Origin of the sequence: Siphonobacter sp. SORGH_AS_0500, assembly GCF_002838835.1 — a bacterium.
Taxonomy (GTDB): Bacteria; Bacteroidota; Bacteroidia; order Cytophagales; family Spirosomataceae; genus Siphonobacter.
Genome location: NZ_NHPP01000002.1, coordinates 298,745 through 310,907, shown reverse-complemented (window position 1 = coordinate 310,907; position 12,163 = coordinate 298,745). Strand labels below are relative to the sequence as shown.

Below are 12,163 nucleotides of genomic sequence, written 5' to 3'. Positions count from 1 at the left end.
TTTTTTGTCATTACGTTAGAAGTACCGAAGCACAGGAACACTGAAAAACAGGCTGTTACCATCACAACTACCTGTTTTTTTTCCTGTGCTTCCGCTTTCTAATTTCATCTGTGGCTGAGGATGATAAGGCCATTACTAAAGTCAAACCTATAAATTTAGATTACTGGATATGGGAAATATAGCCTATTATACCGAGGAAGGGCTGAATAAGCTAAAAGCAGAATTACACGAACTGAAAACAAAAGGTCGGTCACATATTGCCCACCAAATTGCCGAAGCTCGCGATAAAGGAGATTTATCAGAGAATGCTGAATACGATGCAGCCAAAGAAGCTCAGGGTCTGCACGAATTGAAAATTTCTAAACTGGAACAATTACTGGCCAACGCCCGAATTCTGGACGAGTCCATTATTGATAGCTCTAAAGTGGCCATCATGTCAACCGTGAAGATTAAAAACAAGCGGAACAATATGGTTGCTACCTACACATTAGTTGCCGAAACGGAAGCTGACGTAAAAACGGGTAAAATCTCCGTTCAGTCACCCATTGGTAAAGGTTTGTTAGGAAAACAGGTAGGCGAATTCGCTGAGATTCTTTTACCTAATGGTAAAGCTGAATTTGAAGTATTAGAAATCACTCGTTAATCCTAACGATTTGAAATACGCACGAGGCCCGACATTACGTTGGGCCTCGTTTTTGTGTCCCTACTATTTTTCTGAACTTCTTCTCCTTACTTTTGAGATCATGTGATGCTCTGTCACGTAAAACATTTTAGCTATGGCTTCTATCTTCACCCGTATTATTCAGGGAGAAATCCCCGCTCATAAAGTCTACGAAGACGATCAATTTATAGCTTTTCTGGACGTTTTTCCTCTGGTTCCGGGCCATACACTGGTCGTTCCGAAAAAAGAAGTTGATTATATTTTTGACCTTGACGACGACACGCTGGCGGGCTTGATGCTGGTAGCCAAGAAAATTGCTCCGGCCATCAAAAAGGCTTGCCCCTGTTTGCGTTTGGGCGTCACCGTGATCGGACTGGAAGTTCCGCATACACACGTCCACCTCGTGCCAATGCAGTCCATGCGGGATATGAATTTTGCTAACCCTAAACTTCAGCTTCCTGCGGAGGAAATGGCAGCCATTGCAGAGCGGATCAAGGCTAATCTGGAATAATATGCAGTATCATATTCAAGCCTATGACTTTACTGACGAGCAGGCTCCCGAACGACGTTTACAGGCCCGTCCCGCTCATTTAGACCGGATGCGGGAGTTAAAAGCGAGCGGAAATTTTCTATTCGGAGGAGCTTTATTATCGGAAGCGGGTCAAATGATCGGTTCCGTTGTTATCATGAATTTCCCCGAAGAATTTCAACTCATGAAATGGCTCGAAACCGAACCTTATTTAACACAAAACGTATGGGATCGCGTTGAAATCAAACCCTTTAGGGAAGCCATTCTATAATTGTTTTTTACTTGGATATGCGATTTATTACTTATAAAACGTTACCCATTATGAGTAGGCATTAAACCCGTCAAATCGGCTCTTAACCAAGCAGATGCTTAAAATTGCTGATGAACCTCTACGCATGAAGGGTATAAATGACCTTTATTACTCTATGCTATATATAGCGAACTTAAGTCCATTGTTTTTACTTTTTATAACCTATTTATGAACAGACGCTCCATGCTGAAGAAAACGGCTTCAGCAGCTACCGTGGCAGCACTTCCCACGATCGGATCGGCGTTGGATGCTTCGGCTTCCGCTCCTCTTAAGTTAAAAGGTAATATCAAGCATTCAGTTTCCCGCTGGTGTTTCGGCTCCATTCCTCTGGATGAGTTTGCTCAGGCCTGCAAAAACATTGGCATCGAATCTATTGAATTGACCGGCCCCAGCGAGTGGCCTACGTTAGCTAAATATGGCTTAACCTCTGCTCTGGGTCAGGCTGATAGATGGCCTGACGGTACAGGTTTGACCAGTTTCTTTAATAATCCCAGAAATCACGATAAACTCGTTGCTTTATATGAAGAGCTTATCCCTCAGGCAAAAGCGGCGGGCGTTACCAACCTGATCTGTTTTTCAGGAAACCGTAACGGACTTGATGATTATCAGGGCATTCTGAATTGCCAGAAAGTATTAAAGCGTATCATGCCTACAGCCGAGAAAAACGGGGTGACGCTTACCATGGAGTTATTAAGTTCCCGCCATTCGCACCCCGATTATCAGTGCGATACGGTACAATGGGGAGCCGCACTTTGCGAAGCCGTTGGTTCAGAACGATTTAAGCTTCTTTATGACATTTTCCATATGCAGTCTATGCATGGAGATCATATTCGTAATGCTCAACGTTATGGCCAGTACATCAGTCATTACCACACGGGTGGAATGCCTAACCGGACAGAGATTGATGATCGTCAGGAAATCTATTATCCTGCCATTGTAAAGGCAATTGTAGCAACGGGGTATAAGGGTTACATCGGTCAGGAATTTGTGCCTACGCCGAAGGATAAAGAAGGAATGCTAGCATCCTTAAAGCAGGGGGTTTTAATCTGCGACGTCTAATAAATAGTTTGCTTATTACTAACTACAAAAGAGGAGCCTTACCGCTCCTCTTTTTTGTTGGAAGGTAAAGTTGCTAGCCTTAACTAATAGCCTATTTCATTCGTGGTGGAAGACTCCATCTCGTTCTATCTAACCCACTTCCGATCTGTCATCCAGAGCGAAGCGAAGGATCTTATTGACTTCACCAGATTACTTGGCTTCTGGGAAACTTTACTAACCTTACCCCTTTCCCTTCTACAGAGGTTCTCTCTACTTCGTTCGAGATGACAGTTGGCATAAGGTCGCGAAGCCGTCATGGCTGAAATTTCTTCCGCCCTTTTCGCCTTGTTACTCCTCGTTTTCGTTGAACAGTAACTCAGGTAGGTACCCGGAAAATAAATAGACCCTACCTGAATTATCTGATTGTTTTTACCGGGAAAGCGTCATTTTTTACAGTTTAGTCAGCTTCTGAATAATCTTTGGTTTTCATTTAACCTCCTACCTAAACCAATTACCTGGGTTTTTATACACTTGATCGAATTTAAATCAATGGCTATGTAGTACCCCCCATCTTTGAGGGGTCGAAAGGCAAAAAATGCCAGAGCATTCTTTTCAGGTGCCAATGCTGACTTTGCTCTAAATAATCCTATTGCTCCACATCAATATGAAACTATTTCCCTCTGATTTCCGCCTGGTGACTACTGCCTTTCTGAGCAGACTCAACTCAATCAGCCTTTGGGTTTCTACTATTCCTCAGCGTTTGATTACAAGCCAGAGCGATTATTATTTCAACGAATTTTCCGGGCAGTCCATCGTTAGCCTAGCTCCTATCAGCTACCGAAACGAACCTATTGCCCATCCTTACTATAAATAACAACTATAAGTAACACCAATAGTAAAAAATTGCCTTCGGGTCCCCCTTTATCCCAACCTTTAGAAGTTGGTTTTTTAGTTCCCTTTTTCAAAAATCACTAGCTCATTTAAACCATACGTTGGTCTATTCATCTCCCACATACTCATACATTTAGTAAAAGCAGTTTCATAATAATAGAGCAGATTACTTAAAAAGGAGAGGACTTTCCTCTTCTTTTTTTTGCTTTCGGTCCAAGCTGACTTTGATCTCCTGCCCTTTTTTAGAAGCAACTATCTCTACAAAGCCGTAAAGCTCCACGACGGTGGAGCTTTACGGCTTTACTAACATGAAAACATCTTCTTATAACTCAGCTAGTACCTGTTGAATATCTTCCCAGCTTTTCATTTTCGATTTACGCTCTTTCGCAATTTCTTCAATTCGCTCGGCCTGCTCAGGTAACGCTTCCAAAATTGACTTTTTATCCTTCTTAATCCGAACAATACTCTGGTCGGGTTTTACAAGGTAATACATGGTGTTAAAATCAAATTTTTTCTGCCTGGTGGCTGAGTTAAAACTGGTTACATCCAGTAAGTTAGCTTTCGTATACTTTAAAAGTTTTACCTGACGATCTACCAGAACTTCATAAAAACTTTTCGGCGATTGCTGATCGATGGCCGCGAAACCTTTCCGATACTTGGCTCCTGTGATGGTATCTCCTAATACAAAAGCCTTTACCTCAAACCTAGGTTGAAAGGTTTTCTCCTGCTCCTGGTATTCCGGTCGGTCGTTATAGGCATTGTAATTCAGTTTTTGCACCATATAGCGTTTTCCATCGGCAGCTAATAGGATTCCTTTGCTCCAATCCGCAGAAACGTAGGGTTGGTTTTCATATTCTGTGTAAGTGCCTACCGCAATCTGATTGCTACCTTCAATCTGGTTTGTCCCAAACTGATTCGTATTTACCTGAGCCGAGAGCGTCCCAGTGATCAGACAGGAAAAGATTAGAGCGTATTTTTTCATGATGCTTTGTATCAGGGGCTAAAATCAGCCGTGTGTTTCCAAAACTTTCCTAATGACCATGTAACTAGATTTCTTTCGGCTGCTCCCGCAAGATTAATTCCTGCACCTGCGTTCGGAATTGGTTGCCTCGGTCTTCGTAATTTTTGAACAGATCGAAACTTGCACAGGCTGGAGAAAGTAATACTATATTCCCGCTTATTCCGTATTCAAAACCCCATTGAACAGCCTGAGCAACGTCTTGGGTTTCCAGAATGAGGGGAACTTTACCTGCAAAAAAACTTTTGAGCTTCTCATTATCCGCTCCCAAGCAAATCATAACTCTGACTTTTTCTTCCACCAGTTTCTCAATCTGGGTGTAATCATTGCCCTTGTCTACGCCGCCAATGATTAGAATCAGTGGATCCGTATAACTGCCCAGAGCAAAGAAAACAGAATCTACATTCGTGGCTTTCGAATCGTTTACAAAACGGATGCCATTAATTTCTCCTACGGGTTCCAGTCGATGCGGAGCATTTTTGAAGGACAATAACCCTTCTTTCAATTTTTCGGGGGAAACGCCCACGGACAATGCCGCGAGAATTGCACTAGTTGCATTCAGAGCATTGTGGGTTCCGGCGATGGGTAACTCATTCAGCGAAATTTCGAAAGAACCGTTTGGTGTTTGAGCCTGAATTTTCTGATTACGAATAGAGCCCCCTTTCTGCAATACAACCTCCGTAGAAATGGGTAAGGTTTGGGGAACGATGGTTCGTTTGCTTAACTCCTGGTGAATGGCTTCACTTTCCTGCCAGTAAATGAAGGTTCCGGCAGCATCCATATTCTGAAGAATACGGAATTTGGAATCAATGTAATTCTGGAAATTGTAGCCGTAACGATCGAGGTGATCAGGTGTAATGTTGGTTAATAAGGCAATGTCTGCTTTAAAAGCAAACATGGAATCCAGCATAAAGCTACTGATTTCCAGAACGTAATAGTCGTATGCATCTGCAATAACCTGTTTCGCAAAGCTATCCCCAATATTACCAGCCAAACCTACATTCAAGCCTGCCGTTTTCAGTAAATGGTAGGTGAGTAAGGTAGTCGTCGTTTTTCCATTCGAACCCGTAATGGCAATTAATTTAGCTTTGGTATAGCGAGCGGCAAATTCTATTTCCCCAATCACCGGAATTCCTTTTTCCCGAAGAGCTTTAATCAAAGGCACCTGATCGGGAATACCCGGACTTTTGATGACTTCATCCGCCTCAAAAATCCGGGATTCCGTATGCTGTTTTTCTTCAAATTCGATCTTGTTATCCACCAACTGTTGACGGTATTTTTCACCAAGTTCGCTTTTATCTGAAAGGAATACTTCAAATCCTTTAGCCTGAGCCAGCAAGGCCGCTCCTACGCCGCTTTCGCCCCCACCCAACACCACTATCTTTTGTGCCATGTCTAGAGTTACATCTGTTTGGGGCGAATTTAAGGGCTATACCCCTTATTTCAGCTATTTCAATCGCTGATTCTGTTCGCGTAGGGCATCCCGAATTTCAGTCAGCAGGATTTCTTCTTTGCTGAGCGTGGGTGGCTCTGCTTTGGCTTCGGCCTCCTGTTTCTTCACCAGCTTCTGCACAAGCGAACTCAACACAAAAACGATGAATGCCAGAATAAAGAAGTTAATGACCACGGTTACAAAGTTACCCCAGGCAAAAACAGGGCCAATGTTGCGGGCATCGGCTAAGGCTAGTCCTTTCGGAACTTTACTTGAAAGGGGTACATACAGATTGCTGAAATCCACGTCGCCTGGAATGCTAACCAGAGGCATGATCAGGTCTTTCACCACTGAATCTACAATTTTACCAAAGGCAGCACCAATAATGACCCCAACTGCCAAATCAATGACATTTCCACGTTTGATGAACGAGAAAAAGCTCTTAATCATACGAATTCAAATCATTTAGAATATAAAAACCGCGAAACAACAAAAAACAATTGGGCCAGCCTAAATGAAAACAAAAAAGGGTTTGACTTTTCAGTCAAACCCTTCAAAATTCTTATAAACTATTATGCTTTTTCGTCGGCTCTTTTAGCTGTTAATCCAGAATGATTGGCTGCTTTTACGACCAGAAATAATACCCATGCAATAATTAAAAACTCTATAACTACCTGAAAGAATGCTCCATAAGTAATGGCAACTTCGGGTTGTTTAGTGGCTTCGTCGGCAGCCTTTAGTACCCATTTTGCATCCTTAAAGTCCACACCAGCCAGTAATAAGCCAATGGGAGGCATGATAATATTGTTGACCAAAGCCGTTGTAATTTTTCCAAAAGCGGCACCAATTACAACACCAATTGCCAGGTCAAGGACATTACCCTGAGCGATAAACTGTCTGAATTCTTTTAGCATGTCAAAAGGGTTTTGGATATGAAACAGAATAATATACTTAATAAATGGTAAGTTATTTGAATGTATACAAAAATCCTAAACCCATCGACTGAGCATATTGAATTTTCATCACCTGATCCTGATCGTAAAGAGCAATAAGGTCGAAATTAAAATTCAGATAACGGTTAATTTTTGCCGTTAATTTGGCATCAATACGGTTATCAATAGCCGCTAAGTCTCTGAAACTGGCAAACGCCTGGTAACGAAATTTCAGGTTAACGTTCTTGGCAATATCGCGATCAAAGTTGGCTACTAACTGCATAATCGCTACTTCCGTTAACGCTCTTTTACCTTTGGCAATCCCATAATTCAGAAATTCGTAAGGTTTGTTTCCCGCTTCTAATTCGGAAGCATTTCGGGCATCAATAGCCTGATATAAATTTTTATTACCCAGAATAGTGTGACGAACTGCACCTGGATAGAAACTCATAGTAAAGAACGTTTCTGGACGCCATTCAAAACCAATCCCTTCTGTGATGTATATCGGAGTGAATAATCCAGAAATCAGAGGAGACGTTTGATTGCTGTATCGATAATTATAATCAAAACCATTAGCAAACTGCGTCAGAACGTTAAGGCTACCAATAAAAGACCATTGCGTATCGGCTTTAGCTCCTAATTTTCTGCCGTATTTCGAATCAAAAAATAAACGGTCAATACTTTTACGAAATTCCTGTCCTTTAATTTTCTGAAAACCAAACTGACTTTGAAAGTCATTAACCCAACTGTCGCGGTCCTTACGGTATTCGCCTTTGGCATTAAAGAAAGATCCTAAACCCAGGTTATTAACACCCCCGCCCTGCCAGTTATCACTGAATGAGCCCTGATTAAAATTCAGACCAAACTCTTTCTTGGTCTTCCAATAAGTGGTGTCTTTAATGGCAGGCGTTGCTGAAGGTGTGGTTTGAGCAAATGAAACAACAGAGAAAAATAAAAAGGGTAAAATGGAAAGAAGTAGTCTTTTTGATACCATATAAGTCGTCGGATAGAATGATAGGCAAAATTACTTATAATACTATGAAAGCACAATCCATAGGTTAATAAATTACCCTTAGGTCTAAAATAAGCGAAGTTGAGTACAGCTTTGACGATGCATGCCAATAAAAAATGGAAGTAACGTACAGGTATCGTACATTACTTCCATTTATATCAAAACGATAAAAGACTAAGCTAAAGCAACACGCTTGAATTCTTTTACAGTTAATCCTTTCTGCGTTTTCTCTAATAACTGAGCGATTGTGATCGAGTTATCTTTCACGAACTCCTGAGAAAGCAGGGTGTTTTCTTTGTAGAATTTCTCCAAACGACCTTGAGCGATACGATCCAGGATAGCCTCAGGCTTACCTTCCGCACGAGCTTGCTCACGACCAATTTCGAGTTCTTTCTCTGCTAAAGCAGGATCTACTTCGTCTTTGCTTACAGCTACGGGTTTCATAGCCGCAATTTGCATAGCGATGTCTTTACCTACTTCCTGAACGTCAGCACCTTGTACGTTGTTGAACGCTAACAATACACCTAACTTACCGTTAGAGTGGATGTAGCTAACTACTTGCTCAGCGTTAATGTTTTCGTAAGTAGCGATGATGATTTTCTCACCAATTTTACCAACCAGTTCAGTGATGGTTTCCTGAATGGTACGGCCATCCGCTAAAGGTAAAGCTGATAATTCTTCGATTGAAGCAGGGTTTTTCTCAACTGCCGTGTCGATGATCGCGTTCGCCAGGTTACGGAAGTCTTCAACTTTAGAAACGGGCTCCGTTTCGCAAGCTAAAGCAATCAGTTTACCATTAGAACCGTCTTCGCTTAATTTAACCAGGATCAGACCTTCTGAAGTAGCGTTGTCGGCACGTTTAGCAGCCACTTTCTGGCCTGCTTTGCGTAACACTTCGATTGCTTTTTCGAAATCGCCATCAGCTTCAGACAAAGCCTTTTTACAATCCATCATACCCGCACCAGTCATTTGGCGGAGTTTATTCACGTCAGCAGCGGTAATTGCAGCCATTGTAGTGAGTTTGTTTATTTATCGTGAAGTTGGGGGTAATCCCCCAAATAAGAAAATTAAGCTTTTGTTAAGAAGTCTCTGAGCGTTTGGGGTTTGAAGCTTAGACGTTTGGAAATGTATTTTATTACCATTCAAACGTTAGCGAATCGACTCCAACCATTTCATCAAACCTGCTCAAATTTTTCTAAACGGAATAGCCCAAAGCAAAGCTCCGGGCTATTCACAATAGGATCAAAGATCTAATAAAAGATTAGGCTTCATCCTCTGTAGTTGCCGCAGGAGCTTCAGCTACTTCAGCTCCAGAGTCAACTGCCCGTTTAGCTTCTTCTTCTTCCTGAACGCGAGCATCGTCTTTATCTTGCTTACGCTCCATCAGACCTTCTTCGATAGCCTTACCAATAGCCAGAGTGATCAGGCTGATTGATTTGTAGGCATCGTCGTTAGCAGGAATAGGGAAGTCAACTAACTCGGGGTTAGAGTTAGTATCGCACATAGCGAATACTGGAATACCTAAACGTTGAGCTTCAGCAACGGCAATATGCTCACGCTTTACGTCGATTACGAACAGAGCCGCAGGCAGACGAGTCAGGTCAGCAATACCACCTAATACACGCTCCAATTTATCTTTTTCGCGAGTAAGGACCAGTTTTTCTTTTTTGTTCAGGTTCGCAGACGTAGTCTCATCCTTAAGCATTTTCTCAAGTTGAGTCATTTTCTTCAGCGACTTGCGAATCGTCGCGAAGTTAGTCAGCATACCACCTAACCAACGATCGGTTACGTAAGGCATTTTCAGGCGACGTGCTTCTTCTGAAACGATCTCCTGAGCCTGCTTTTTCGTAGCTACGAACATGATTTTGCGGCCTGAACGAACGATTGATTTGATGGCGGTAGACGCTTCATCAAGAAGGGTTACCGTTTTGTTCAAATCGATAATATGGATGCCGTTTTTCTCCATGAAGATGTAAGGAGCCATCTTCGGATCCCACTTACGAGTCAAGTGACCAAAGTGTACGCCGGCATCGAGGAGTTCTTTATATGATACTTGTGCCATTTTGTTGTTAAGTCAAAAAGGATGATGAAAAGTGCTTGATTCTGCGTCGGACACTACAAGCATGAATCAGAGGCGAGTAATTATTGTCAGTTTTTAGTTGATGGTTGTTCGTTCGAAAAACTAAGAACCAACAACTAAGAACCACATTATTAACGCTTGCTGAATTGGAAACGACGACGTGCCTTGCGACGACCTGGTTTCTTACGTTCAACCATACGGTCATCACGAGTAAGGAAGCCAACTTTCTTCAGCGGCGTGTGGTGCTCAGGGTTCAGTTTGTCTAACGCACGGGAAATACCCATACGCAGAGCTTCTGCCTGACCAGCGATTCCACCACCATCAAGGTTTGCTTTGATATCGTAAGCACCTACCGTGTTAGTAGTAGTGAAAGGCTGATTTACAATGATTTGAAGAACTTCAGAAGGGAAGTACTCCTTGAAATCGCGGCCATTAACCGTGATCGCTCCGTTGCCTGGCGTTAAATAAACGCGAGCTACGGCAGTTTTCCGGCGACCGAGAGTATTAATTACTTCTGCCATTTTTGGTATTCGTTAACCGTTAATCGTAACCTAGTTTCTGGAAGTGTTAGTAGATCTTCACTAAAACCCCACGAACCATTCACGAACAACGAATGATTACAATTCGATTTTCTTCGGTTGTTGTGATTCGTGTGGATGGTTAGGTCCAGCATACACGTGCAGGTTCGTAAAAAGACGACGACCCAGACGAGTTTTAGGTAACATACCTTTTACGGCATATTCGATTACCCGAGCAGGGATCTTTTCCAGAACTTCACGAGGCGTCGCAAAACGTTGTCCACCAGGGTGACCGGTGTGACGAACGTACTGCTTGTCGGTCAGTTTGTTACCCGTTAAACGGATTTTGTCTGCGTTGATTACGATAACATTGTCACCACAATCGACGTGAGGAGTGTAGTTCGTTTTGTGCTTACCCCGCAGGATAGCGGCGATCTGGCTGGTCAGACGACCTAAGATCGCGTTTTCAGCGTCAACAACGACCCACTCCTTAGTTACGGTCGCTGCGTTTGCCGAGATAGTTTTGTAGCTTAACTGATCCACGATTAATTGTCTTTGATTGTTTCCTCTTGATTTTCAGATACTTTTGGGCATCATAGCTGAAAAAGGGAGTGCAAATATAGCTGGTTTATTCCTGTATATCAAAGGTTTATTTGAAAAAACAGAAAAAATCCATTCATAATTTCGCTCTGAAAAAATTAACCTATCCAAGTTTTTCTCTTCCTCGCCTCATTTCCTGTCTTTTACCTCTCTTTCTCTCCTTCTTAGGATCATCCCATCTGGTTGTATGGGCTTTCCTAAATATCTTTGTCCAACCCAATTTTCCTGACAAGTACTTCTTGATACATGATTGAAGAACCCATTTCTATTGTCAAAGCAACTAAAAACGACCAAGCCCTCTTTTCCATCCTGATTCCTTCCTGGAATAATCTGCCTTACCTCCGCTTATGCGTAGAAAGTATTCGTAAGAACTCTCACTTTCCGCACCAGATTATTGTTCACGTTAACGAAGGAACCGATGGAACGCTGGACTGGATTCGCCAACAAACGGATATTGATTACTCGGTTAGCTCTGAGAACATTGGCGTTTGTTATGCCCTGAATATCTCGGCTTCCCTGGCAACGACGAATTACATCCTCTTCATTAATGATGATATGTACGTTTGCCCCGACTGGGATAAGGCCTTATACGATACCATTCAGGAAATCGGCCACAATCGCTTCTTTATTTCAGCTACCACCATTGAGGCCACTGCCGAAACCACCTGTTCTATTCTTCAGGACTTTGGCAAGGATATTCATACCTTTAACGAAGAAAAATTACTCAAGGAGTTTGCCACATTACCCATTGGCGACTGGCAGGGTTCAACCTGGCCACCCAATATTGTACACAAAGAAATCTGGGATTTAGTGGGTGGGTATAGCGTAGAGTTTTCGCCTGGCATGTATTCAGATCCCGATTTTTCGATGAAACTCTGGCAGGTCGGTATCCGGTTATTTAAAGGCGTTTCAGCCAGTCGGGTTTATCATTTCGGCTCCATCTCAGTAAACCGGATCAAGAAAAACGATGGTTATTATGTCTTCGTTAATAAATGGAAAATAACATCAGGGACCATGTCGAAGTATTACCTCCGCCGGGGGCAACCTTTCGACGGACCGCTACGAGAGCCGGAGTTACCCTTAGCCGCCAAAGCGAAAACGCTCTACCGACGCTTCTTAAGCGTTTTTCATTGATTAATTAA

15 protein-coding genes are annotated in these 12,163 nt (G+C 42.5%); 6 read left to right on the top strand and 9 right to left on the bottom strand.

What is annotated here, in order from left to right; genetic code table 11:
• Window positions 1-169 precede the first annotated feature (169 nt).
• From greA to BWI96_RS03395, 5 genes are all read left to right on the top strand, one after another.
• Entirely contained in the window at window positions 170-643 is a 474-nt protein-coding gene (gene greA / locus BWI96_RS03415; RefSeq protein ID WP_106635288.1) for a transcription elongation factor GreA, read from the top strand.
• Between the two features lie 133 nt (window positions 644-776).
• Window positions 777-1,172, top strand: a complete 396-nt coding sequence (locus BWI96_RS03410; RefSeq protein WP_106635287.1) for an HIT family protein — start codon at window positions 777-779, stop codon at window positions 1,170-1,172.
• Window position 1,173: 1 nt separating this feature from the next.
• Window positions 1,174-1,461 carry a YciI family protein gene (locus tag BWI96_RS03405; protein ID WP_106635286.1) on the top strand — a complete coding sequence of 96 codons (288 nt, stop codon included), beginning with the start codon at window positions 1,174-1,176 and terminating at the stop codon, window positions 1,459-1,461.
• 207 nt (window positions 1,462-1,668) lie between these two features.
• The gene (locus BWI96_RS03400; RefSeq protein ID WP_106635285.1) at window positions 1,669-2,559 is read left to right on the top strand and encodes a hydroxypyruvate isomerase family protein; all 891 of its coding nucleotides are present in this window, start codon (window positions 1,669-1,671) and stop codon (window positions 2,557-2,559) included.
• A 643-nt stretch (window positions 2,560-3,202) separates the two neighbouring features.
• Window positions 3,203-3,412: a hypothetical protein gene (locus BWI96_RS03395; protein WP_106635284.1), complete on the top strand. Its 210-nt coding sequence runs from the start codon at window positions 3,203-3,205 to the stop codon at window positions 3,410-3,412.
• Window positions 3,413-3,751: 339 nt separating this feature from the next.
• Here the strand turns inward: BWI96_RS03395 and BWI96_RS03390 are convergent, their stop codons facing one another.
• From BWI96_RS03390 to rplM, 9 genes are all read right to left on the bottom strand, one after another.
• The gene (locus BWI96_RS03390; RefSeq protein ID WP_106635283.1) at window positions 3,752-4,411 is read right to left on the bottom strand and encodes a hypothetical protein; all 660 of its coding nucleotides are present in this window, start codon (window positions 4,409-4,411) and stop codon (window positions 3,752-3,754) included.
• 64 nt (window positions 4,412-4,475) lie between these two features.
• The gene (murD, locus tag BWI96_RS03385) at window positions 4,476-5,840 is read right to left on the bottom strand and encodes a UDP-N-acetylmuramoyl-L-alanine--D-glutamate ligase (protein WP_106635282.1); all 1,365 of its coding nucleotides are present in this window, start codon (window positions 5,838-5,840) and stop codon (window positions 4,476-4,478) included.
• Window positions 5,841-5,894: 54 nt separating this feature from the next.
• Entirely contained in the window at window positions 5,895-6,329 is a 435-nt protein-coding gene (mscL, locus tag BWI96_RS03380; protein WP_106635281.1) for a large conductance mechanosensitive channel protein MscL, read from the bottom strand.
• Window positions 6,330-6,451: 122 nt separating this feature from the next.
• Entirely contained in the window at window positions 6,452-6,793 is a 342-nt protein-coding gene (gene mscL / locus BWI96_RS03375) for a large conductance mechanosensitive channel protein MscL (RefSeq protein WP_106635280.1), read from the bottom strand.
• Window positions 6,794-6,845: 52 nt separating this feature from the next.
• Entirely contained in the window at window positions 6,846-7,805 is a 960-nt protein-coding gene (locus BWI96_RS03370) for a DUF3078 domain-containing protein (RefSeq protein WP_106635279.1), read from the bottom strand.
• 192 nt (window positions 7,806-7,997) lie between these two features.
• Window positions 7,998-8,834 carry a translation elongation factor Ts gene (tsf, locus tag BWI96_RS03365; RefSeq protein ID WP_106635278.1) on the bottom strand — a complete coding sequence of 279 codons (837 nt, stop codon included), beginning with the start codon at window positions 8,832-8,834 and terminating at the stop codon, window positions 7,998-8,000.
• A 250-nt stretch (window positions 8,835-9,084) separates the two neighbouring features.
• On the bottom strand, window positions 9,085-9,885 hold the full coding sequence (rpsB, locus tag BWI96_RS03360; RefSeq protein WP_106635277.1) for a 30S ribosomal protein S2: 801 nt from the start codon (window positions 9,883-9,885) through the stop codon (window positions 9,085-9,087).
• 149 nt (window positions 9,886-10,034) lie between these two features.
• The gene (rpsI, locus tag BWI96_RS03355; RefSeq protein WP_106635276.1) at window positions 10,035-10,424 is read right to left on the bottom strand and encodes a 30S ribosomal protein S9; all 390 of its coding nucleotides are present in this window, start codon (window positions 10,422-10,424) and stop codon (window positions 10,035-10,037) included.
• A 96-nt stretch (window positions 10,425-10,520) separates the two neighbouring features.
• The gene (gene rplM, locus BWI96_RS03350) at window positions 10,521-10,964 is read right to left on the bottom strand and encodes a 50S ribosomal protein L13 (RefSeq protein ID WP_106635275.1); all 444 of its coding nucleotides are present in this window, start codon (window positions 10,962-10,964) and stop codon (window positions 10,521-10,523) included.
• Window positions 10,965-11,267: 303 nt separating this feature from the next.
• Here rplM and BWI96_RS03345 point away from each other — a divergent pair, with 303 nt between their 5' ends.
• Complete coding sequence (locus BWI96_RS03345; protein ID WP_106635274.1) at window positions 11,268-12,155, top strand: glycosyltransferase family 2 protein; 888 nt, start codon at window positions 11,268-11,270, stop codon at window positions 12,153-12,155.
• Window positions 12,156-12,163 lie beyond the last annotated feature (8 nt).